The 22,881-nt window shown below is 72.5% G+C and carries 20 protein-coding genes; 10 read left to right on the forward strand and 10 right to left on the reverse strand.

What is annotated here, in order from left to right; translation table 11 throughout:
• Positions 1–205: 205 nt before the first annotated feature.
• A complete protein-coding gene (locus OO54_RS21905) occupies positions 206–1,252 on the reverse strand; it encodes a LacI family DNA-binding transcriptional regulator (RefSeq protein ID WP_033205516.1) in 1,047 nt (348 codons plus the stop codon).
• 112 nt (positions 1,253–1,364) lie between these two features.
• On the opposite strand from OO54_RS21905, the gene OO54_RS21910 reads away from it, so the two are divergent.
• Genes OO54_RS21910 through OO54_RS21920 form a run of 3 tightly spaced genes read left to right on the forward strand, consistent with a single transcriptional unit; the run spans position 1,365 to position 4,467 of the window.
• On the forward strand, positions 1,365–2,516 hold the full coding sequence (locus OO54_RS21910; protein ID WP_033205518.1) for a Gfo/Idh/MocA family protein: 1,152 nt from the start codon (positions 1,365–1,367) through the stop codon (positions 2,514–2,516).
• Positions 2,513–3,667 (forward strand): dihydrodipicolinate synthase family protein, encoded by a 1,155-nt coding sequence (locus OO54_RS21915; RefSeq protein ID WP_033205521.1) that lies wholly within the window; start codon positions 2,513–2,515, stop codon positions 3,665–3,667. The genes OO54_RS21910 and OO54_RS21915 overlap by 4 nt, the downstream gene beginning before the upstream one ends.
• A gap of 26 nt (positions 3,668–3,693) precedes the next feature.
• A complete protein-coding gene (locus OO54_RS21920) occupies positions 3,694–4,467 on the forward strand; it encodes a sugar phosphate isomerase/epimerase family protein (protein ID WP_051787099.1) in 774 nt (257 codons plus the stop codon).
• A 19-nt stretch (positions 4,468–4,486) separates the two neighbouring features.
• Here the strand turns inward: OO54_RS21920 and OO54_RS21925 are convergent, their stop codons facing one another.
• From OO54_RS21925 to OO54_RS21935, 3 genes are all read right to left on the reverse strand, one after another.
• The gene (locus tag OO54_RS21925) at positions 4,487–4,903 is read right to left on the reverse strand and encodes a PIN domain nuclease (protein WP_033205526.1); all 417 of its coding nucleotides are present in this window, start codon (positions 4,901–4,903) and stop codon (positions 4,487–4,489) included.
• Positions 4,900–5,136 carry a type II toxin-antitoxin system VapB family antitoxin gene (locus OO54_RS21930; protein WP_033205528.1) on the reverse strand — a complete coding sequence of 79 codons (237 nt, stop codon included), beginning with the start codon at positions 5,134–5,136 and terminating at the stop codon, positions 4,900–4,902. The genes OO54_RS21925 and OO54_RS21930 overlap by 4 nt, the downstream gene beginning before the upstream one ends.
• A gap of 77 nt (positions 5,137–5,213) precedes the next feature.
• On the reverse strand, positions 5,214–5,675 hold the full coding sequence (locus tag OO54_RS21935; protein WP_033205531.1) for a DUF937 domain-containing protein: 462 nt from the start codon (positions 5,673–5,675) through the stop codon (positions 5,214–5,216).
• Positions 5,676–5,775: 100 nt separating this feature from the next.
• On the opposite strand from OO54_RS21935, the gene recD2 reads away from it, so the two are divergent.
• A complete protein-coding gene (gene recD2 / locus OO54_RS21940; RefSeq protein ID WP_033205534.1) occupies positions 5,776–8,001 on the forward strand; it encodes an SF1B family DNA helicase RecD2 in 2,226 nt (741 codons plus the stop codon).
• Between the two features lie 178 nt (positions 8,002–8,179).
• Complete coding sequence (locus OO54_RS21945; RefSeq protein WP_026057844.1) at positions 8,180–9,469, forward strand: citrate synthase; 1,290 nt, start codon at positions 8,180–8,182, stop codon at positions 9,467–9,469.
• Positions 9,470–9,979: 510 nt separating this feature from the next.
• Here OO54_RS21945 and OO54_RS21950 read toward each other — a convergent pair.
• The 3 genes from OO54_RS21950 to OO54_RS21960 form a co-directional block, all read right to left on the reverse strand.
• On the reverse strand, positions 9,980–12,193 hold the full coding sequence (locus OO54_RS21950; RefSeq protein ID WP_051787088.1) for a heavy metal translocating P-type ATPase: 2,214 nt from the start codon (positions 12,191–12,193) through the stop codon (positions 9,980–9,982).
• 70 nt (positions 12,194–12,263) lie between these two features.
• Positions 12,264–12,488 carry a heavy-metal-associated domain-containing protein gene (locus OO54_RS21955; protein WP_017237200.1) on the reverse strand — a complete coding sequence of 75 codons (225 nt, stop codon included), beginning with the start codon at positions 12,486–12,488 and terminating at the stop codon, positions 12,264–12,266.
• A 51-nt stretch (positions 12,489–12,539) separates the two neighbouring features.
• On the reverse strand, positions 12,540–13,613 hold the full coding sequence (locus tag OO54_RS21960; protein WP_234439376.1) for a PrsW family intramembrane metalloprotease: 1,074 nt from the start codon (positions 13,611–13,613) through the stop codon (positions 12,540–12,542).
• Between OO54_RS21960 and OO54_RS21965 the strand changes: the two genes are divergently transcribed.
• On the forward strand, positions 13,542–14,405 hold the full coding sequence (locus tag OO54_RS21965; RefSeq protein ID WP_418953259.1) for a cation:proton antiporter: 864 nt from the start codon (positions 13,542–13,544) through the stop codon (positions 14,403–14,405). The genes OO54_RS21960 and OO54_RS21965 overlap by 72 nt on opposite strands.
• Here OO54_RS21965 and OO54_RS21970 read toward each other — a convergent pair.
• Positions 14,383–15,036 carry a TetR/AcrR family transcriptional regulator gene (locus OO54_RS21970; protein WP_033205540.1) on the reverse strand — a complete coding sequence of 218 codons (654 nt, stop codon included), beginning with the start codon at positions 15,034–15,036 and terminating at the stop codon, positions 14,383–14,385. The genes OO54_RS21965 and OO54_RS21970 overlap by 23 nt on opposite strands.
• A gap of 163 nt (positions 15,037–15,199) precedes the next feature.
• On the opposite strand from OO54_RS21970, the gene OO54_RS21975 reads away from it, so the two are divergent.
• Positions 15,200–17,524, forward strand: coding sequence for an MMPL family transporter (locus OO54_RS21975; protein WP_200146653.1), 2,325 nt, complete (start codon positions 15,200–15,202; stop codon positions 17,522–17,524).
• Positions 17,525–17,588: 64 nt separating this feature from the next.
• Here OO54_RS21975 and OO54_RS21980 read toward each other — a convergent pair whose 3' ends face one another.
• Both OO54_RS21980 and OO54_RS21985 read right to left on the reverse strand, forming a co-directional pair.
• On the reverse strand, positions 17,589–17,786 hold the full coding sequence (locus OO54_RS21980) for a helix-turn-helix transcriptional regulator (RefSeq protein WP_033205546.1): 198 nt from the start codon (positions 17,784–17,786) through the stop codon (positions 17,589–17,591).
• A 359-nt stretch (positions 17,787–18,145) separates the two neighbouring features.
• Complete coding sequence (locus OO54_RS21985; protein ID WP_033205549.1) at positions 18,146–19,054, reverse strand: sugar phosphate isomerase/epimerase family protein; 909 nt, start codon at positions 19,052–19,054, stop codon at positions 18,146–18,148.
• 156 nt (positions 19,055–19,210) lie between these two features.
• On the opposite strand from OO54_RS21985, the gene iolC reads away from it, so the two are divergent.
• From iolC to iolD, 3 genes are read left to right on the forward strand one after another with little or no spacing between them, the layout of a single operon-like run.
• The gene (gene iolC, locus OO54_RS21990) at positions 19,211–20,158 is read left to right on the forward strand and encodes a 5-dehydro-2-deoxygluconokinase (RefSeq protein ID WP_051787100.1); all 948 of its coding nucleotides are present in this window, start codon (positions 19,211–19,213) and stop codon (positions 20,156–20,158) included.
• A 9-nt stretch (positions 20,159–20,167) separates the two neighbouring features.
• Positions 20,168–21,013: a 5-deoxy-glucuronate isomerase gene (gene iolB, locus OO54_RS21995; protein WP_051787089.1), complete on the forward strand. Its 846-nt coding sequence runs from the start codon at positions 20,168–20,170 to the stop codon at positions 21,011–21,013.
• The gene (gene iolD / locus OO54_RS22000; protein WP_033205553.1) at positions 21,010–22,881 is read left to right on the forward strand and encodes a 3D-(3,5/4)-trihydroxycyclohexane-1,2-dione acylhydrolase (decyclizing); all 1,872 of its coding nucleotides are present in this window, start codon (positions 21,010–21,012) and stop codon (positions 22,879–22,881) included. Before iolB ends, iolD begins: the two co-directional genes overlap by 4 nt.

Genomic DNA, 22,881 nt, shown 5'->3' on the forward strand with positions numbered 1-22,881 from the left:
GCCGCCAGGCTAACCACATGAAAAGCCGTCAAGCGGTACATATGAGGGCCCGGCGGGATCGTCCCTCCGTTCGGCCCCCCGGCCTCCAGGGGGTGCCTCGCCGATCAAACCCGATCGGCGAGGCGCCCCCTGGGTGCGTCCGCCCGCCCGTGCCCGCGGCTCGGGTGCCCGCCCGTGCCCGCATCCCGGCGGCGCGTCCGCCCGCTCACCCCCGCGGGGGCGCCGTCGATCCCCGTACCAGCAGCTCCGCCGGGACCGTGTCCCGGCCGCCGGCCGGGGCCTCCTCGGTGCCCATGGCGAGGCGGCCGGCGCGGACGCCCGCCTCGTGGAGGGGGAGGCGGACGGTGGTGAGGGCGGGAACGGCGTCGATGGAGAAGGGGAGGTCGTCGAAGCCGGCGACGGAGACGTCGCCGGGGATGGAGAGGCCGCGCTCGCGGAGGGCGGCGCAGACGCCGAGCGCCACGGTGTCGTTGGCGGCGACGACGGCGGTGAGGGACGGGTCGCGGGCGAGGAGTTCGGCGGTCGCCTCGTGACCCGAGCGGCGGTCGTAGGGGCCGTGCACGGTCGGGCCCTCGGCGACACCCGCCGCGGCGAGCGCCTCGCGGTGGCCTTCGAGGCGGTGCCGGGTCGTCGTGCGGTCGGCGGGCCCGGCCACGTAGCCGATGCGCCGGTGCCCGAGGCCGAGCAGGTGCTCGGCGAGGCGCCGCGCCCCGGTGCGGTTGTCGAAGACGAGGGCCGCCGCGTGGGCGTCGCCGGGCACCGGCGGCCGTCCGCACAGCACGACCCGGGTCCCTGCCTCGGCGAGCTTGGCCAGCTTGCCCGCCGTGGCCGCGAGGTGCTCCGGGTCCTCCAGGGAGCCGCCCATGAGGATCACGGCGGCGGCGCGCTGCCGCTGGAGCAGGGTGAGGTAGGTGAGTTCGCGCTCGGGGGAGCCGCCGGTGTTGCAGACGACGGCGAGCTTCTGCCCGCCGGCCCGCCCCGACGCGCTCTCGCCGATCGCGCTCTGCGCCGCGCTCGCCATGATCCCGAAGAAGGGGTCGGCGATGTCGTTGACCAGCACTCCGACCAGGTCGGACGTGGCGGCCGCGAGGGAGCTGGCGGGGCCGTTGAGGACGTAGTCCAGCTCGTCGACGGCCCGCAGCACCCGCTCCCGGGTCGAGGCGGCGACCGGGTAGTTGCCGTTCAGGACGCGGGAGACGGTCGCGGGGGAGACCCGGGCGCGAGCGGCCACGTCCGCCAGGGTGACGGTCATCGTGTGCGTACCTCCGGGGCCCTTGTCGACGGTGATGTCGGCAGGCTAGCGTCATCCTCGATAGAAAGCGCTTTCTTCCGAGGGCGCGGAGCACCGGGGAGAGGAACCTCTCGTGACACGCAGGACAGTCCGCATCGCCATGAACGGCGTCACCGGGCGCATGGGCTACCGCCAGCACCTCGTCCGCTCGATCCTCGCGCTGCGCGAACAGGGCGGCCTCGACCTCGGCAACGGCGAGACGCTCTGGCCCGAGCCGGTCCTCGTCGGCCGCCGCGAACACGCCCTCCGCGCCCTCGCCGAGCGCCACGGCCTCACCGAGTGGTCGACCGACCTCGACGCCGTGCTCGCCGACGACACCGTCGACGTCTACTTCGACGCCCAGGTCACCTCCGCCCGCGTCGACGCCCTCACCAAGGCCATCGACGCCGGAAAGCACGTCTACACCGAGAAGCCCACCGCCGCCGACCTCGCCGGCGCCCTCGAACTCGCCCGGCGCGCCGAGGCGAAGGGCATCAAGCACGGCGTCGTCCAGGACAAGCTGTTCCTGCCGGGCCTGCTCAAGCTCAAGCGGCTCATCGACGGCGGCTTCTTCGGCGAGATCCTGTCCGTGCGCGGCGAGTTCGGCTACTGGGTCTTCGAGGGCGACTGGCAGGACGCCCAGCGCCCCAGCTGGAACTACCGCGCCGAGGACGGCGGAGGCATCGTCGTCGACATGTTCCCGCACTGGGAGTACGTGCTCCACGAGCTCTTCGGCCGGGTCACCAGCGTCACCGCGCAGGTCGCCACGCACGTCCCGCAGCGCTGGGACGAGCAGGGCAAGCCGTACGCCGCCACCGCCGACGACGCCGCGTACGGCATCTTCCGGCTGGAGGGCGGTGCCATCGCCCAGATCAACTCCTCCTGGACGGTCCGCGTCAACCGCGACGAGCTCGTCGAGTTCCAGGTCGACGGCACCCACGGCTCCGCCGTCGCCGGCCTGCGCGGCTGCCGTGTCCAGCACCGCTCGGCCACCCCCAAGCCGGTCTGGAACCCCGACATCCCCGCCACCGAGTCCTTCCGCGACCAGTGGCAGGAGGTGCCCGACAACGCCGAGTTCGACAACGGCTTCAAGGCCCAGTGGGAGCTGTTCCTGCGGCACGTCGCCCTCGACGAGCCGTACCACTGGGACCTGCTCGCGGGCGCCCGCGGCGTCCAGCTCGCCGAGCTGGGCCTGAGGTCCGCGGCCGAGGGCCGCCGCCTCGACGTCCCGGAGGTCTCCCTGTGACGGTCCGCCTGCCGCTTCCCGACGGCTCCACGCGCGCGTACACCCCGCGCACGGAGCCCCTCTCGACCTCCACGGCCGGCCCGCCGGCCTCCCGTACGGTCTTCTCCGCCGCGCACGTCGTCGCCGACCCGTACGCCGACACCACCCCCGACGGCCCCGCCGCCGTCGACTGGGACGCCACCCTCGCCTTCCGCCGCCACCTCTGGTCCCACGGCCTCGGGGTCGCCGAGGCCATGGACACCGCGCAGCGCGGGATGGGCCTCGACTGGGCCGGGGCGGCCGAGCTGATCCGCCGCTCGGCCGCCGAGGCGAAGGCCGTCGGCGGCCGGATCGCCTGCGGCGTCGGCACCGACCAACTCACCGGCCCCGCCGACCTGGTGGCGGTCCGCGAGGCGTACGAGGAGCAGCTCGCGCTCGTCGAGGAGACCGGCTCCCAGGCGATCCTGATGGCCTCCCGCGCGCTCGCCGCCGCGGCCGAGGACCGGGACGACTACCTCGACGTCTACGGCCACCTCCTCCGCCAGGCGAGCGAACCGGTGGTCCTGCACTGGCTGGGCCCGATGTTCGACCCCGCCCTGGAGGGGTACTGGGGCTCGGCGGACCTCGACGCCGCCACCGAGACCTTCCTGGAGGTGATCGCGGCCCACCCCGACAAGGTCGACGGCATCAAGGTCTCCCTCCTCGACGCCGGCCGCGAGGTCGCCCTGCGCCGCCGCCTCCCCGAGGGCGTCCGCTGCTACACGGGCGACGACTTCCACTACCCGGAGCTGATCGCCGGGGACGAACAGGGCTTCAGCCACGCGCTGCTCGGCATCTTCGACCCCCTGGGCCCGCTGGCGGCCGAGGCGGTCAGGACGCTGGACACCGGTGACGTCGACGGCTTCCGCAAGATCCTCGACCCCACCGTCGCCCTCTCCCGGCACCTCTTCGAGACCCCCACCCGCTTCTACAAGACGGGCGTGGTGTTCCTCGCCTGGCTGGCCGGCCACCAGGACCACTTCGCGATGGTCGGCGGCCTCCAGTCCGCCCGCTCCCTCCCGCACCTCGCCCGCGCCTACGAACTCGCCGACGGCCTCGGCCTGTTCCCGGACCCGGCCCGCGCGGAGTCCCGGATGCGCTCGCTCCTCACCGTGTACGGAGTCCCGCAGTGAACCTCGACCGCTTCGGCATCAACCAGATGACGGTCAAGCAGCTGGCCCTGCCCGAGCTGGTCGCCCAGTGCGTCCGGCTCGGCGTCCCGGGCGTCGGGCTGTGGCGCGAACCGGTCCGGGAGTACGGGTTGGAGGCCGCCGCCGACCTGGTACGGGACGCGGGCCTCACCGTCACCACCCTCTGCCGGGGCGGCTTCTTCACCTCGGACGGCTGGGAGGCGGAGAACCGCGCGGCGATAGACGAGGCCGTGACGCTCGGCACCGACACCCTCGTCCTGGTCTCCGGCGGCCTCACCCCCGCCTGCCCCGACCTCCCCTCGGCCCGGGCCCGCATCACCGAGGCCATCGGCGCCCTCGCCCCCTACGCCGGGGAGCGCGGCGTCCGCCTCGCCATCGAGCCCCTCCACCCGATGTACGCCTCCGACCGGTGCGCGGTCTCCACCCTCGACCAGGCCCTGGAGATCGCCGAGCACTTCCCGGCATCCCAGGTCGGCGTCACCGTCGACACCTACCACCTGTGGTGGGACGACCGGGCCCCGGCCGCCGTGGAACGCGCGGGCGCCGCCGGCCGCGTCCACTCCTTCCAGCTCGCCGACTGGACCACCCCGCTCCCGGCCGGAGTCCTCAACGGCCGCGGCCAGTTGGGCACCGGCGCCATCGACCTCCGCGCCTGGGCCGACCTCCTGGACAAGGCCGGCTACACGGGCCCGGTCGAGGTGGAACTCTTCAACGACGACCTGTGGGCGAGGGACGGCGTCGAGGTCCTGGAGGAGACCCTGGAGGCGTTCCTGGCCGTCTGACCCCGGGCGGGCGACCGGGTCACCCGCCCGGGTGCCGCACGTCCTGTTGTTCGACTTCCTTGAGGACGCGGGCGGCCGTGGCGAAGTCGTTGTCCCCGTGCAGGAGGGTCAGGCCGTGATGGACGGCCGTGGCGCACAGCAGGAGGTCCACCACCCCCGCGGCCCTGTGCTGACCCTTCCGCGTCAGCTTGTACTGGGCGGATTCCACCCATCGCCACGCGCCCTTCGGAACGCGGACGGCCGCGAACATGGCGGAGAGGTCCTCGTCGATCTCGTCGCGGTCGTCAGCACTGGTGGCGCTGAACAGGATCTCCGCCCGGGTGGCCTCGCACATGCCGATGGCGCCGGTCTCGATCTCCGCTTCCCAGCGTCGCTGCGCCGCCGGATCGGTGCCGAGGTGGACGTACGCGCTCGTGTCGACGAGGTAGGTGATCACTCGGGGTTCCCGCCGCGCTGGGCGGCCTTACGGTCCTCCCAGTGCCGGCGTGTGGCCTCCAGCTCCCCCCGCGCGCCACGCTCCGCGAGGCGCTGGAAGGCGGCGCGGCGGCGGTGACGCCTTATGACCTCTTCCAGCGCCGTGTTGATGGTGTCCTTCTTCGTGGTCGTGCCGAGCAGTCGCGCGGCCTCGGCGAGCACGTCGTCGTCCACGTCGACGTTGGTCACTGCCATGATCGACCTCCCTGTGTTCCATGCGGGAGGAAGGCCCACATTTCATACACGGTAGTCGGGGGACGTTTCCCGCGGTGCTACTTCTTCGTGCCGCCGCCCAGCAGGTCGCCCAGGCCGCCTCCCTTCTTCGTGGCGGCGCGCTTGGTGAGGGCGGCGAGGACCACCGGGACGAGGATGTCGACGGCGCGGTCGACCGTCGCAGGGGGGAGGCCGGTGCGCTTGGCGACGGCCTTCGCGGCCGGTTTGGCGAGCTTGGCGAGCACGCCGGCCATCAGTCCGCCACTCACCAGGCCGCCGAGGGTGGCGACGCCCTGGAGGGGCGGCTCGGGCGAGGTCACCTCGTCGACGGCGGCGCGGACCTCGTCCGCGCTGCTCGGCTCGGACGCGGCCTGGCGCAGTTCGCCGGAGAGCTCCGCGACCGAACCGCCCACGAGCTCCCGGGCCCCGGCGGCGTCCGTGCCGACGAGCCCGGCGATCTCCTGGAGCCGGTCGTCGCCGAGTTCGGTCAGGACCTCGTCCTGGAATGAAGAGTCAGCCATGGCGGAAACGCTACGGTTCATCCCGTTTCCCGGCACCCCGGGGGAGGGGCGTCCACAGGTACCCGGCACCGGTGTCCGAGGCCTTCGCTACGGTCGGTGTATGTCGAACGAGGGTCGCGGGCCGGCGGTGGTCGAAGGGGTCCTGGAGCGGATCACCTATGCCAACGAGGAGAGCGGGTACACGGTCGCCCGGGTCGACACGGGCAGGGGGGCCGGGGACCTGCTGACGGTGGTCGGGGCGCTGCTGGGCGCCCAGCCGGGGGAGTCGCTGCGGATGGAGGGGCGCTGGGGCTCCCATCCGCAGTACGGGAAGCAGTTCACCGTCGACAACTACACGACGCTCCTGCCCGCCACCATCCAGGGCATCCGCCGGTATCTGGGGTCGGGTCTCGTGAAGGGCATCGGGCCCGTCTTCGCCGACCGCATCACGCAGCACTTCGGGCTCGACACCCTCGACATCCTCGAGGAGTCGCCCGCGCGGCTGATCGAGGTCCCCGGGCTCGGCCCGAAGCGGACGAAGAAGATCACGGCCGCCTGGGAGGAACAGAAGGCGATCAAGGAGGTGATGGTCTTCCTCCAGGGGGTCGGCGTCTCCACCTCGATCGCGGTGCGCATCTACAAGAAGTACGGGGACGCATCGATCTCCGTCGTGCGGAACCAGCCGTACCGGCTCGCCGCCGACGTCTGGGGCATCGGCTTCCTCACCGCCGACAAGATCGCCCAGGCCGTCGGCATCCCGCACGACAGCCCGGACCGGGTGAAGGCCGGCCTGCAGTACGCCCTGTCGCAGTCGACCGACCAGGGCCACTGCTTCCTGCCCGAGGAGCGGCTGATCGCCGACGGGGTGAAGCTCCTCCAGGTCGACACGGGCCTGGTCATCGAGTGCCTCGCCGAGCTCGCGGAGGACCCCGAGGGGGTCGTACGGGAGGTGGTGCCCGGCCCCGAGGGGACGCCGGTGACCGCCGTGTTCCTGGTGCCGTTCCACCGGGCCGAGCTGTCGCTCGCGGGCCGGCTGCGACGGCTGCTGCGGACGGAGGAGGACCGCATGCCGGCCTTCCGGGACGTGGCCTGGGACAAGGCGCTGGCGTGGCTCGCCGACCGCACCGGGGCCTCGCTGGCGCCCGAGCAGGAGGAGGCGGTACGGCTCGCGCTGACCCGGAAGGTCGCGGTCCTGACGGGCGGCCCGGGCTGCGGCAAGTCCTTCACGGTCCGTTCGATCGTGGAGCTGGCGCGGGCGAAGAAGGCCAAGGTGGTGCTCGCGGCGCCGACCGGCCGGGCCGCCAAGCGGCTCGCCGAGCTGACGGGCGCCGAGGCCTCCACCGTCCACCGGCTCCTGGAGCTGAAGCCGGGCGGTGACGCGGCCTACGACGGGGACCGGCCCCTCGACGCCGACCTGGTCGTCGTCGACGAGGCCTCCATGCTCGACCTCCTGCTGGCGAACAAGCTGGTCAAGGCGGTGGCACCGGGTGCCCACCTGCTGCTCGTGGGAGACGTCGACCAGCTGCCGTCGGTCGGCGCCGGTGAGGTCCTCGGCGACCTGCTGGCCCCCGGCAGCCCCGTACCGGCCGTGCGGCTGACCCGGATCTTCCGGCAGGCGCAGCAGTCCGGGGTGGTCACCAACGCCCACCGGATCAACGCCGGTACCCCGCCCCTCACTCAGGGCCTGCCGGACTTCTTCCTGTTCGTCGAGGAGGAGACCGAGGACGCCGCCCGGGTCGCCGTGGACGTCGCCGCCCGCCGGATCCCGGCGAAGTTCGGCCTCGACCCCCGCCGGGACGTCCAGGTCCTCGCCCCCATGCACCGCGGCCCGGCGGGCGCGGGCTCGCTCAACGGCCTGCTCCAGCAGGCGATCACGCCGGCCCGTCCGGACCTCGCGGAGAAGCGGTTCGGGGGCCGGGTCTTCCGGGTCGGCGACAAGGTCACCCAGATTCGCAACAACTACGAGAAGGGGGCCAACGGGGTCTTCAACGGCACGGTCGGCGTCGTCACGGAGCTGGACACCGTCGAACAGCGGCTGACCGTGCGGACGGACGAGGACGAGGAGGTGCCGTACGACTTCGACGAGTTGGACGAACTCGCGCACGCGTACGCGGTCACCATCCACCGCTCGCAGGGCAGCGAGTATCCGGCGGTGGTGATTCCGGTCACCATGAGCGCCTGGATGATGCTCCAGCGGAACCTGCTCTACACGGCCGTGACCCGGGCCCGGAAGCTGGTCGTGCTGGTCGGCTCCCGCCGGGCGATCGCCCAGGCGGTGCGTACGGTCTCCGCGGGCAGGCGCTTTACCGCACTGGCCCACCGGCTCACAGGGGAGTCCCTCGTGTGAAAGATCACGGGGGCTACCGGAACCGGGGCGAAGGGGGCAGGATGTGTAGGTTGGCGGCACTGAGTGCCGCCGAATGGCCCAATGAGCGACCCCGAGTGCACTCTCCTGAGCCAAATGGGGGATGGTAGAGACAGTCAGGGCACCTCGAAGAAGAGGCACTACGTCGGTGAGGGATGACGTGAGCGACAACTCTGTAGTACTGCGGTACGCGGACGGTGAATACACCTACCCGGTGGTCGAGAGCACCGTCGGCGACAAGGGCTTCGACATCGGGAAACTCCGAGCCCAGACCGGACTGGTCACCCTGGACAGCGGATACGGCAACACCGCCGCCTATAAATCCGCGATCACCTACCTCGACGGTGAGCAGGGCATTCTGCGGTACCGCGGCTACCCCATCGAGCAGCTTGCGGAGCGCTCCACCTTCCTTGAGGTGGCGTACCTGCTGATCAACGGTGAGCTGCCCAAGGTCGACGAACTGGCGACCTTCAAGAACGAGATCACGCAGCACACGCTCGTCCACGAGGACGTCAAGAACTTCTTCCGCGGCTTCCCGCGGGACGCCCACCCGATGGCGATGCTGTCCTCGGTGGTCTCCGCGCTGTCCACCTTCTACCAGGACAGCCACAACCCGTTCGACGAGGAGCAGCGTCACCTCTCCACGATCCGGCTGCTCGCCAAGCTGCCGACGATCGCGGCGTACGCGTACAAGAAGTCGATCGGCCACCCGTTCGTCTACCCGCGCAACGACCTCGGGTACGTCGAGAACTTCCTGCGCATGACCTTCTCGGTCCCGGCGCAGGAGTACGACCTGGACCCGGTCGTCGTCAACGCGCTCGACAAGCTGCTGATCCTGCACGCGGACCACGAGCAGAACTGCTCGACCTCCACCGTGCGTCTGGTCGGCTCCTCGCAGGCGAACATGTTCGCCTCGATCTCGGCCGGCATCTCGGCCCTGTGGGGCCCGCTGCACGGTGGCGCCAACCAGTCGGTCCTGGAGATGCTCGAGGGCATCAAGGCCAACGGCGGCGATGTCGACTCCTTCATCCGCAAGGTGAAGAACAAGGAGGACGGCGTCCGCCTGATGGGCTTCGGCCACCGGGTGTACAAGTCCTTCGACCCGCGCGCCAAGATCATCAAGGCGGCGGCGCACGATGTCCTCTCGGCCCTCGGCAAGTCCGACGAGCTGCTCGACATCGCGCTCAAGCTGGAGGAGCACGCGCTTTCCGACGAGTACTTCGTCTCGCGCAACCTCTACCCGAACGTGGACTTCTACACGGGTCTGATCTACCGCGCCATGGGCTTCCCGACCGAGATGTTCACGGTCCTCTTCGCCCTCGGCCGCCTCCCCGGCTGGATCGCCCAGTGGCACGAGATGATCAAGGAGCCCGGCTCCCGCATCGGCCGCCCGCGCCAGATCTACACCGGCGAGGTCCTCCGCGACTTCGTCCCGGTCGAGGCCCGCTGACGCGGACCTCACCCGACGCGCCCGGCGAGTGAGCCGAAGGGGCGCGTCGGTGTCGAGACGACGAACGCGCGCAGGCCCGACGAAGGAGGGTCGAGCACGATCGTCGTCTCGACACCGGCTCCAGCGCCCCGGAGGCGAACGGGCCTCGAAGAGAACGAGAGGCGCCCCGCCGTCGATCCCCCCACGGGTCGACGGGCGGGGCGCTTCCCTTTTCCCGGTGCGGATTCCCCCCACGGGATCCGGGCCGGGCGTCTGCGGGTGTGCAGAAGCTACGCGGGTGGGGCGCGATGCGGTCTGCCGGGGTACGTACGGGAGGGCCGCTCAAAGCTCCCCGGTGCACGTGCCCCGGCCAACGCTTGCCTGGAACGTCCCCCAAGACATTCCATGAACGTCCCCCAAGACGTTCTCGGCATCGCCCACTTAGACTCGCGAACAGCCCAGATGGTTACCCCCCAATATCTGTGATCTAGATCTCTTTGTGAAGGTCCTGTGCGTCACGTGTAGGTGAAATCACGTGAAGCGACGGAGACGAAGGCTGTTGGATACGACGAACACGGACGAAAAGGCCATGGCGAGGCCGGCGATCATCGGGTTGAGGAGTCCGGCGGCCGCGAGGGGGAGCGCCGCCAGGTTGTAGCCGAAGGCCCACCCGAGGTTTCCCTTGATCGTCGCGAGGGTCCGGCGGGCCAGCCGGATGGCGTCGGCCGCGACCCGCAGGTCGCCCCGGACCAGGGTCAGGTCGCTCGCCTCGATGGCGGCGTCCGTGCCCGTCCCCATCGCCAGGCCGAGGTCGGCGGTGGCGAGCGCGGCGGCGTCGTTGACCCCGTCGCCCACCATGGCGACCGTCCGGCCCTCCGCCTGGAGCCGGCGTACGACCTCTGCCTTCTCCTCGGGGAGGACTCCGGCGATCACCTCGTCGATGCCCACCTCGGCCGCCACGGCGTCGGCGACCGCCTGGTGGTCGCCGGTGAGGAGCACCGGGCGCAGGCCCAGGCCACGCAGCCGTGCGACGGCCTCGGCGCTGGTGTCCTTGACGGTGTCGGCGACGGTCAGGGTGCCCCGGGCGACCCCGTCCCAGGCGACGTGCACGGCGCCGGGCTCCGTCGTCGCGGGGGCCTCGACGCCCTCGCCCGTGAGCAGGGCGGCGCGCCCGACGAGGACGAGCCGGCCGTCGACGGAGCCTCGGACGCCGAGGCCGGGCACGTTCTCGAAGGTCTTCGGTGTGGGGAGCTCTCCACAGCGCTCGGCGGCGCCGGCCGCGATCGCGCGGGCGACCGGGTGTTCGGAGGAGTGCTCGAGGGCGCCCGCGAGCCGCAGCAGTTCGGTCTCGTCGGCGGAGTCGGTGCCGTACCGTCCGCCGTGCACGTGCACGCCGGTCAGCCGCATCCGGCCGGTGGTGACCGTCCCGGTCTTGTCGAGGACGACCGTGTCGACGCGGCGGGTGGACTCCAGGACCTCCGGGCCCTTGATCAGGATGCCGAGCTGGGCGCCGCGGCCGGTGCCGACCATGAGGGCGGTCGGGGTCGCGAGTCCGAGGGCGCAGGGGCAGGCGATGATCAGGACGGCGACGGCGGCGGTGAAGGCCGCGGTCGGGTCGTCCGTCAGGAGGAGCCAGGCGACGAGGGTGCCGAGCGCGATGAGCAGCACCACCGGGACGAAGACGGCGGAGACGCGGTCGGCGAGCCGCTGCACCTCGGCCTTGCCGTTCTGGGCGTCCTCGACGAGCCGTGCCATCCGGGCGAGCCGGGTGCCGGCGCCGACCTCGGTGGCCCGGACGACGAGCCGGCCCGAGACGTTGACGCAGCCGCCGGTGACCGTGGAGCCCTCGGTGACGTCGAGGGGCAGCGACTCGCCGGTGAGCAGGGAGGCGTCGACGGCGGACGCGCCCTCGGCGACGGTGCCGTCGGTGGCGATCTTCTCCCCGGGGCGTACGACGAAGAGGTCTCCGGTCCGCAGCTCGGCGACCGGGATCCGCACCTCGGTCCCGGCGCGCAGTACGGCCACGTCCTTGGCGCCGAGTTCCATGAGGGCCCGCAGCGCCGCGCCCACCTTGCGTTTGGCGCGGGCCTCCAGGTAGCGGCCGAGCAGGATGAACGTGACGACGCCGGCGGCGACCTCCAGGTAGATCGAGGAGGAGGCGTGGGCGCGGTCGGCGGTGAGGTCGAAGCCGTGCCGCATGCCGGGCATGCCGGCGTCGCCGAGGAAGAGGGCCCAGAGCGACCAGCCGTAGGCGGCGAGGGTGCCGACGGAGACGAGGGTGTCCATGGTGGCGGCGCCGTGGCGCAGGTTGGTCCAGGCGGCCCGGTGGAAGGGCAGGCCGCCCCAGACGACGACGGGGGAGGCGAGGGTGAGCGACAGCCACTGCCAGTTGTCGAACTGGAGCGAGGGGACCATGGCGAGCAGGACCACGGGCGCGGAGAGCAGCGCCGAGACCGTGAGCCGCTGTCGGAGGGAGGCGAGCTCGGGGTCCGCCGGCTCCTCGGGCTCCTCCGGGTCCTGCACCGGAGGGAGGGGCTCCTCGGCGGTGTAGCCGGTCTTCACGACCGTCGCGATCAGCTCGTCGACGCCGACGTCCGGCACGTGTTCGACATGCGCCTTCTCGGTGGCGTAGTTGACGGTGGCGGTGACGCCGTCCATCCGGTTGAGCTTCTTCTCGATGCGGGCGGCGCAGGAGGCGCAGGTCATCCCGCCGATCGTCAGCTCGGTGACGGTGGTGCTGGGCATGTGCGGTTCCAAACGGGAGCAGGGCCGTACCAGGTAACGGTACGACCCTGCGGAGCCCTGTTCGACGGTGTCAGACCAGCTCGTAGCCGGCCTCGTCGACGGCGGCGGCCACGGCCTCGCGGTCGAGGGCGGTGTCGGAGACGACGGTGACCTCGCCGGTCTTGGCGACGGCGGTGACGGAGGAGACGCCCGGGAGCGCGGAGATCTCGCCGGAGACCGCGCCCTCGCAGTGGCCGCAGGTCATGCCCTTGACCTGGTAGACGGTGGTGAGTTCGGTCTTGGTCTCTGCGGACATGGCGCTCTCCTCCTGGGGGATTCAGGCTCTTACGATACCGAGACTATACCCCTAGGGGGTATGGATTCCACTCGGGCCGGACCCCCGGCGCGCAAGTGATCTCAGCCATACGAGGCCCACCGACGTCACCAGGACGAGCCCGGCCACCGAGAAGAGCGTGAACAGGTGCTCCTGCTGTGCGGTGGGCCGCGGGATGTACCCCTGGGCGAACAGCGAACGGTCCAGGCCGGTGGTGGTCATCCGCAGCACCAGCCAGAGCGCGATGCCGTGCGTCGAGTCCCAGAGCGCGTGCAGGGCCGCGACCCCGAGGTACGTGCCGACGACGGGCCCCGTGAAGCGGAAGCGCCCGTCGGGGCGGCGGAAGGCCAGCAGGACCGCACCGGCGATCGCCGTCCACAGGCCGTGCCCGAAGGGGGCGAGGACCCCGCGCAGGATCTCGGTCTCCAGGAGCGAGCGCAGGTCGATGCCGTCCATGGTGACGGCGGCGTTGAAGGCGTACTCGGCGCTCTCGAACGCGGCGAAGCCGAAGCCGACCGAGCCGCCGAGGACGAGGCCGGCGCGGTAGCCGCGCAGGCTCGGGTGGCGGCGCACCACGAACATCAGGGCGAGCGGCTTCACGGCCTCCTCGATGAGGCCGACTCCCAGGAACATCCACAGGGACGGGTGGAGCAGGTGGTACTCCATGACCGAGGCGCCCAGCACGCCGAGCACCCCGCCGGTGACGAAGCAGCCCAGGATCACCGGCACCCCGAGGTCGCGGCCGTGCCGCTCGTACGCCCAGAGGGCGAAGACCGCGGGCACGAGGAAGCTGTCGAGCAGGATGAGGGTGGGGAGCAGGGTGGTGTTCTCGGTGGCGTACGTGACGGCGGCCGTCAGGATCCAGAGCGCGAGGCCGCCCCGGAGGCAGCGCTTCCAGAGTCCGGGGCGCGGCTGCGGGGCCGGCGGGGTCGGTGGGCCCGCGGGCGGCGATGGGGTCCGGGTGGTGGGCGGGTACTCGTGCTCGGGCTCTCCATCGGCGTCCTGCTCGGCGGCGGGTACACCAAGGGCGTCTTCATCGGCGTCGCCCTGACCAGCACCGCGCTCGGCACCGTCCTGCCCGTGCTGCGGGACGCCGGAGAGCTGCACGGACGGTTCGGCTCGGTGGTCATGGCCTTCGGGGCCGTCGGCGAGTTCGGGCCCATCATCGCGATGGCGCTGCTGCTCAGCGGCCGGGGTGCCGCCGAGTCGACCGCGCTCCTCGCCGTCTTCGCCGCGCTCACGGCCGGCGCCGTCTACTGGGCGCTGCGGCCCCGCCCGCCGTGGTTCTCGAAGGTCATCGCCAAGACCCTGCACAGCAGCGGCCAGTTCGCGGTCCGGTTCGTCTTCCTGCTGCTCGCCCTGATGCTCGGGGCGTCGACGGCGCTCGGGCTCGACGTGCTCCTCGGCGCCTTCGCCGCCGGGCTCATCACCCGGCTCGTGCTGACCGGGGCCGCGCCGGACTCCGGGCCGCAGATCCTGGAGAAGATCGAGGGCGTCGGCTTCGGCTTCCTCGTCCCGGTCTTCTTCGTCGTCACCGGGATCGAGTTCGACCTCGACTCCCTCCTCGACGGGGGCAGGGCCCTGCTCCTGCTGCCGGTCTTCCTGCTGCTCTTCCTCGCCGTGCGCGGCGGCCCGATCTGGTTCCTCGCGCCGCGCGACCTCGACCGCAAGGACCGGACGGGGCTCGTGCTCTACGGCTCCACCGCGCTGCCGCTCGTCGTCGCGATCACCACGATCGGCGTGGACGACGAGGCGCTCACGGCGGGTGAGGCGGCCGCGCTCGTCGGGGCGGGCATGCTCTCCGTCCTCGCCTTCCCGCTGCTCGCGCTGCGGCTGCGGGCGGGGGCGGGGGAGGAGACGCTGCCGTCCGAGGCGGTCAGCGGGTCGGAGTCGTGGTGACCGACCCGTCGGCCAGTGGGGAGAGGTAGCGCAGCAGGACCCGCTTCAGCTCGGCGACCGTCGCGTCCCGCTCGGCTCCCGCGGGCGCGGCGAGCACCAGCCCCAGGCCGCCCTTGAAGATCGCGAACGTCATGTCGGCGATGCGGGAGCGCTCCTCGGCGGTCAGCGCGGGGGCGTAGTGGGCGATCACCCCCTGCACGCTGGTGAGCAGCGACGCGTGCAGGGCGTCGTGCTCCTCGGCGATCCGGCCGGGCACCTCGGAGCCGTGCATCAGGGCGAGGAAGACGGGGTTCTCGCAGTTGAACTCGATCATCGGGTCGACCACGACGTCGAGCAGCTCGGGCAGCGGCAGGGTCAGGTTCTCGGGGGTGAACGCCTGGCCGTGGGCCGCCCGCATCTCGTGCAGGAGGCGCCCGCCGAGCTCGATCGCGATGGCCTCCTTGTTCGGGAAGTACTGGTAGAGCGTGCCGGGCGACACGTGCGCCTCGCGGGCGATCGCGTTGGTGCTGGTCGCCGTGTAGCCGTTCGTGCAGAAGACGTTCGCGGCGGCGGAGAGCAGCTGTGCGATGCGGCGCTCACCGCGTGCCTGGCGGCGGCGCGGCTTCGGTTCCTCGGGCGTGTCTTCGGACATGACTGTCCCCAGCTCTCCTCGGCACGTTTGACAAACACGAGAGGTCGCTCGCATTCTTGGAAAATGCGAGTGATCACTCGTGTTTGCCAGTCTATGGCAATGGGCGACCCATGCGACCTGCCGGGAAGCGAGCGCAGGGGTCAGGTGAAGGGGACACCGCGTCATGGCCGAAGTCAAGAAATCAACGCCCGGCGGGGCCGGAGCCCCAGGCCAGGGACGGTCTCCGGGTGGTGGATGGACGCGGTTCGTGACCGCGAGGCCGCGCCTCACCCTCCTCGTGGCGCTCGTCCTCACCGCCCTCGCGGTCCTGGCCGGCGGCGGGGTCGCCGACCGCATGGGCAGCGGCGGCTGGGAGGACCCGGCCGCCGAGTCCACGTACGCGACGAAGACGCTGGAGCGGGAGTTCCCCGGCTCCCAGCCGAACCTGCTCCTCCTCGTCGACACGGCGGAGCCGGGGGCGGCGGGCGACGCCGGAGCGACGGGAGCCGGTCCGGCCGCCGGCGCGGCCGCCGTGGACGCGCCCGCCGTCGCCGCCGAGGCCCGGAGGCTCGCCGAGCGGCTCGCCGCCGAGCCGGGCGTCGAGGGCGTCGGCTCCTACTGGTCCACCGGCTCGCCCGCCCTCCGCTCCGAGGACGGCCGCCAGGCGGTCATCGCCGCCCGGATCGCCGGCGAGGAGAAGGCGGCCGCCGCCGTACTCGACCGGATCGCCCCCGAGTACCGGGGCACCCACGGCCCCGTCCGGGTCTCCCTCGGCGGCGGCCTCGCCGTCCGCCACGAGATGCAGACCGTCATCCAGGAGGACCTGCTCCGGGCCGAGCTCATCGCCCTGCCCCTCACCCTCGTCCTGCTCGTCATGGTCTTCGGCAGCGCCGTCGCCGCCCTGCTGCCGCTCGGCGTCGGCATCGTCGCCATCCTCGGCACCAACGCGGTGCTGCGCGGCATCACCGAGTTCACCGACGTCTCCGTCTTCGCGCAGAACCTGACGACCGCGCTCGGACTCGGACTCGCCATCGACTACGCGCTGTTCGTCGTCCGCCGCTACCGCGAGGAGCTCGCGGCCGGCGCCGACACGCACACCGCCGTCCGCACCACCCTGCGCACCGCCGGCCGGACCGTGCTCTTCTCCGCCCTCACCGTCGCCGTCTCGCTCTCCGCGATGCTGGTCTTCCCGCAGTACTTCCTGCGCTCCTTCGCGTACGCCGGCATCGCGGTCGTCCTCCTCGCCGCGACCGCCGCGCTCACCCTGCTCCCGGCGGCCCTGGTGCTGCTCGGCGACCGGGTCAACGCCCTCGACCTGCGGCGCCTCCTGCGCCGCGGCCGGCCGCGGCGCACCGGCGACGGGGCCGGCTGGGCGCGGGCCGCCGACCTCGTCATGCGCCGGGCGCCGGTCTTCGCCGTCCTCACCACCGCCGGGCTCGTCCTCCTCGGACTGCCCTTCCTCGGCGTGAAGTTCGGCACGGCCGACGACCGCCAGCTCCCCGTCACCGCCTCCTCCCGGGTCGTCCAGGACCAGCTGCGGGACGGCTTCCCCGGCAACCCCGGGGGCGGGATCACGGTGCTCGCCGAGGGGCCCGCCACCCCCGCGCAGTACGCGGACTTCCGCGAGCGGATCACCGTCCTCGACGGCGTCGCCCGGGCCGACGGACCCGTGACCACGGGCAGCGGCGGCGCCGGACACGCCTACTTCACCGTCGTGCCCGAGGGCGAGACCGTCGGCGACGCCGCCCAGCGGGTCGTCGGTGAACTCCGGTCCGTCCCGGCCCCCTTCGACACCTCCGTCACCGGCCAGTCCGCCGTCCTCGTCGACTCCAAGGACGCCCTCGCCGAGCGGCTGCCCTGGGCGGCGGCGATCGTCGTCCTCGCCACCCTGCTCCTCGTCTTCCTGCTCACCGGCAGCGTCGTCATCCCCGTCCAGGCCGTCGTCCTCAACGCCCTCAGCCTCACCGCGATGTTCGGCGCCGTCGTCTGGGTCTTCCAGGAGGGCCACCTCGCCGGACTCCTCGGCTTCACCTCCACCGGCGACATCGAGACGACCCTGCCCGTCCTCATGTTCTGCGTGGCCTTCGGACTCTCCATGGACTACGGGGTGTTCCTGCTCTCCCGCATCAAGGAGGAGTACGACGTCACCGGCGACCACGAGCACTCCGTCCGCTTCGGGCTGCGCCACACCGGCGGCCTGATCACCGCCGCCGCAGTGATCCTCGCCGTCGTCATGGTCGCCATCGGCACCTCCCGCGTCACCAACACCAAGATGCTCGGCCTGGGCGTCGCCCTCGCCGTCCTCATGGACGCGATGGTGGTCCGCAGCCTCCTCGTCCCCTCCGTCATGAAGCTGACCGGCCGCCTCACCTGGTGGGCCCCGGCACCGCTGCGCCGCTTCCACGACCGCTTCGGCATCAGCGAGTCGGACGCGTCCGGTCCCGCGCCGGACCCGGAGGGCCCCCGCCCGTCGGGGGAGCGGCGGGAGACCGCGACCGCGCGCCGGTGAGACGGCACGGCGCCGGGCCCGGAGCGTTTCGGACCCGGCGCAGTGACCCGCGCGGGACGGCCCGTCAGTCGCGGCGGGCCCGGTTGCCGGGGCGGCCGGCGACCCAGACGCGGATCGTGTCCACGTACCAGTAGGGCTTGCCCGACTCCACATGGTCGGGCGGCGGCAGCAGTCCGTGCTTCCGGTAGGAGCGGACCGTGTCGGGCTGCACCCGGATGTGTGCGGCGATGTCCTTGTACGACCAGAGCCTTCTGTCCGTCATGCCCGGTACCTCCCTGCGCGCCGCGCAGCGGTGGCAGGGGGTGCCGTTCGGGGGCGCTGCGGGCGGGCGTTGGCGATCAAGCGATCGATGAGCCTGTGCCCGGTGCAACGGCCTTCCCGACAGGAGGAGAGCGCCTGTCGACCGTCTGTGACGCAAAACCCGCGTAACGGAGACATGTGTGACGGCGAAGGGACCTGTGTGACGGAAGCGGCACACGCGTCCACCGGTGTGTCTCCGTGCGTCACCCCTGGTCAGGCGGGTATGCGCCGGGCTTCACGCCCAGCCGTACGTCGGTCGCGCGCCCAGCCGTACGCCGGTCGCGCGCCCGGCCCGGCGCCCGGAGCGCGCCCCGGTGCCCCTCACACGCCGCAGGAGCGGAGGAAGCGCCGGGTGCGCAGGGCGATCGGGTACGGGGCGTCCGGCTCGCACGGGTACATGTCCTGCTCGACGATCGCGAACAGGTCCACGTCCAGGGCCCGCGCGGCGGCCAGCACCGGTTCGAGGGCGGGCACCCCGGACGGCGGCTCGCACATCACGCCCCGCGCCACCGCCGGCCCGAACGGCACCCCCTCGGCCACCACCCCCGCCAGCACCTCAGGGTCGACCTGCTTCAGGTGGAGGTAGCCGATCCGCTCCCCGTAGGTCTCGATGAGCTTGACGCTGTCCCCGCCGGCGTACGCGTAGTGCCCGGTGTCCAGGCAGAGCGCGACGGCCTCCGGGTCGGTCGCGTCGAGGAAGCGCGTCACGCTCTCCTCGCCGTCCAGATGGGTGTCGGCGTGCGGATGGACCACGATCCGCAGCCCGTACCGCTCGCGCACCTCACGGCCCAGACGCTCCGTCAGCCGGGTCAGGTCCCGCCACTGCCCCGCGGTGAGCACCGGGTCCTCCAGGACCTCGCCCGTCCGGTCGTCCCGCCAGAACGACGGGATGACGACCAGATGGGCGGCGCCCACGGCCTGGGCGAGGGCCGCGTTCTCGGCCACGTGCGCCCACGTGCGGTCCCAGACGTCCGGACCGTGGTGCAGCCCGGTGAAGACCGTCGCCGCCGAGACCCGCAGGCCGCGCCGCGAGGTCTCCTCCGCGAGGACGGCCGGATCGGTGGGCAGATAGCCGTACGGACCGAGCTCGATCCACGTATAGCCGGCGCCCGACACCTCGTCGAGGAAGCGCTGCCAGGGCACCTGCCGCGGATCGTCGGCGAACCACACCCCCCACGAGTCCGGGGCGGAGCCGACACGGATACGGGACGGTGGCGACGGTTTCGTCATGAATGCCACCCTGACCGGGGCCGGGGAGAGCGTCAAGACGGTCGTCCGGATGTCCGGACATATCGTTGACAGTCCTCCCGGCCGACGACTAGACCTGGTGGCGGGGCCGGAGCCGAGAGGTGGCGGGTGGAGACGGAGCCGTACGAGCTGATCACCATGGGGCGCCTCGGCGTGGACCTGTACCCGCTGACCAGCGGCGTCGCACTCGACCGGGTCGACAGCTTCGGCCGGTTCCTCGGCGGCTCCCCGGCCAACGTGGCCGTCGCCGCGGCCCGGCTCGGCCGGCGCACCGCCCTCGTCTCACGCACCGGGGCCGACCCCTTCGGCACCTTCCTGCGCCGGGAGCTCAAGGGCTTCGGCGTCGACGAGCGCTGGGTCACCGAGGTCGACGCGTACCCCACCCCCGTCACCTTCTGCGCGCTCTTCCCGCCCGACGACTTCCCCCTCTACTTCTACCGGCGCCCCCAGGCCCCCGACCTGGAGATCCACCCGCACGAACTGGACCTCGACGCGATCCGCGCCGCCCGGGTCTTCTGGGCGACCGGCACCGGCCTGTGCGCCGAGCCGAGCCGCACCGCGACCCTGGCGGCACTGCGGGCCCGCGCGGGCCGGGGCACGACCGTCCTCGACCTGGACTGGCGACCGGTGTTCTGGACCGACCCGGCGGCGGCCCGCCCGTACTACGCCGAGGCGCTCCGCCACGCGACCGTCGCCGTCGGCAACCTCGACGAGTGCGAGGTGGCGACCGGGGAACGCGCCCCGGACGCCGCCGCCCGCGCGCTCCTCGCGACCGGTTCGGTCCGGCTCGCCGTCGTCAAACAGGGCCCCGAGGGCGTCCTCGCGCTCTCCGCCGACGGGACCCGCGCCGAGGTGCCGCCGCTGCCCGTGGAGGTCGTCAACGGCCTCGGCGCGGGCGACGCGTTCGGCGGGGCGCTCGTCCACGGCCTGCTCGCCGGCTGGGACCTCGAACGGACCCTGCGCCACGCCAACGCCGCCGGCGCGATCGTCGCCGGCCGCCTCCCCTGCTCCTCCGCCATGCCGTACGCCTCCGAGATCGCCGAAGCCCTCGCGACGGGCACGGGAACGATCCCCGAGAGGGGGTAGGGATCCGGCATGAGCCCCGACCGCCCCGCCCCGAGCGCCGCCCCGCCCCGCTCCCTCCACCTGCCCGCCGGGACCGCCGCCCACGGCCCGTACACGGTCGACATCGACCCCGGACGGGCCGGATGGACGTACTCCGCCCTCCGGGTGCTCACCCTCGGACCGGGGGAGACACACGCGTTCGACAGCGGAGAAGGCGAATGGGTCGTGCTTCCCCTCGCCGGTGCCTGTAGCGTGCGCGTCGACGGCGAGATCCTCGAACTCCGGGGCCGCGCGAGCGTGTTCGACGGAGTGACCGATTTCGCCTACGTACCGCGCGACGCCCACGCCCAGATCGCCTCCGGTGCGGGAGGCCGCTTCGCTTTGGCAGGAGCGAAGTGCGAGCGACGACTCCCCGCCCGCTACGGCCCCGCGCCGGAGGTTCCCGTGGAGACCCGGGGCAGCGACGACCGCGCCCGCCGGGTGCGGAACTTCGCCTCGGCGGACGCCTTCGCCTGCGACCGGCTCATCGCCGTCGAGGTCGTCACACCCGGCGGCAACTGGTCCTCCTACCCGCCGCACAAGCACGACGAGCACCGGCCCGGCGCCGAATCCGTCCTGGAGGAGATCTACTACTACGAGATCGCCGGCCCGGGCGCCCTCGCCTACCAGCGGATCTCGCCCTCCCGCCCCGGCGGCGCCGACCTCCTCGCCGAGGTCCGCGACGGCGACGCGGTCCTCGTCCCGGACGGCTGGCACGGCCCCTCGATCGCCCAGCCGGGTCACGATCTCTACTACCTCAACGTCATGGCGGGCCCCGGACCCGAACGGGAGTGGAAGATCTGCTTCCACCCGGATCACACGGAGGGATACGCATGAGCATCCGGCTGACCGTCGCCCAGGCGCTCGTCCGCTTCCTCGCCGCCCAGCAAACCGAACGCGACGGGGAACGGCGCCGGCTGATCGCCGCCACCTGGGGCGTCTTCGGACACGGCAACGTCGCCGGGATCGGCCAGGCCCTGGTCGAAGAGGCCGACCGCATGCCCTTCCACCAGGGCCGCAACGAACAGGCCGCGGTGCACGCCGCCGTCGGCTACGCCCGCCAGTCGAACCGGCTCTCCGCACACGCCGTCACCACCTCCATCGGCCCCGGCGCCACCAACCTCGTCACCGGCGCCGCCCTCGCCACCATCAACCACCTCCCGGTCCTGCTGCTGCCCGGCGACACCTTCGCCGGCCGCCCCGCCGACCCCGTCCTCCAGCAGCTCCAACTCCCCCACGCCGGCGACGTGTCGGTCAACGACTGCCTGCGGCCCGTCTCCCGCTACTTCGACCGGATCGGACGGCCCGAGGCCCTGATCCCGGCCGCGCTCGCCGCGATGCGGGTCCTCGCCGACCCCGTGGAGACCGGCGCGGTCACCCTCGCGCTGCCCCAGGACGTCCAGGCGGAGGCGTACGACTGGCCGGAGGACTTCTTCGCAGAGCGGGTCTGGCGGGTCCGCCGCCCCTCCCCGGACGAGGACGAACTGAACGCCGCCGTCGAGGCGATCGGCCGGGCCACCCGTCCGCTGATCGTCGCCGGCGGCGGGGCCAGGTACAGCGGCGCCGAGGAAGCGCTCCACGACTTCGCCGCGCTGACCGGCATCCCCGTCGCCTCCACCCAGGCCGGCAAGGGAGTGCTCCCGCACGGCCACCCCCAGGACGTCGGCGGCATCGGCCACACCGGCACCGCCGTCGCCGACCACCTGGCCCGCACCGCCGACGTGGTCCTCGGCGTCGGCACCCGCTGGACCGACTTCACCACCGCGTCCGGCACCCTCTTCGGCCACCCCGACCTGCGGTTCGTCAACCTCAACATCGCCGCCTTCGACTCCCACAAGATGGCCGCGCTCCCGCTCGTGGCGGACGCCCGCGAAGGCCTGGAACAGCTCCACGCGCTCCTCGACCCGCACCACGTCACCCCGCACTACGTCCACGAGTACGCCGAGGAGAAGCTCCGCTGGCAGTCCCGCGTCGACGCCGCCTACGCCCACCCCGACGAGGACGCCCGCCCCACCCAGAACCAGGTACTCGGCGTACTCGACACCCTGGTCGACGCGAGCGACATCCTGATCAACGCCGCCGGCTCGCTCCCCGGCGACCTCCACAAGCTGTGGCGGCCCCGCTCGCCGGACCAGTACCACGTCGAATACGGCTACTCCTGCATGGGCTACGAGATCCCCGCCGCCCTCGGCGTGCTGCTCGCCGCGCCCGACAGACCCGTCTGGGCGCTCGTCGGCGACGGTACGTACCTGATGAACCCCACCGAAATCGTCACCGCCGTACAGGAGCGGCTGCCCCTGCGGCTCGTCATCCTGCAGAACCACGGCTACGCCTCCATCGGCGGCCTCTCCGAGGCCGTCGGCGCCGAGCGGTACGGCACCGATTACCGGCACCGCGACCCGGACGGCCGCTTCACCGGCGCGCCGCTCCCCGTCGACCTCGGCGCCAACGCCGCCTCGCTCGGCATGCGGGTGCTACGCCCCCGCACCGTACGTGACCTGCGAGAAGCCCTCGCGGACGCACGACGGGCGACCGTTCCCACATGTGTCTACGTCGAGACCGAAACGGCAGACACAGTGTCGGGCCCACCCCCGGCCCAGGCGTGGTGGGATGTGCCCGTGGCCGAGACGTCGACCCGCCCGTCGGCGGTCAAGGCCCGCGAGGAGTACGACCGGCACGTCACCGCCCGACGCCGCCATCTCTGA

Origin of the sequence: Streptomyces wedmorensis (assembly GCF_000716445.1) — a bacterium.
Lineage (GTDB): Bacteria > Actinomycetota > Actinomycetes > Streptomycetales > Streptomycetaceae > Streptomyces > Streptomyces wedmorensis.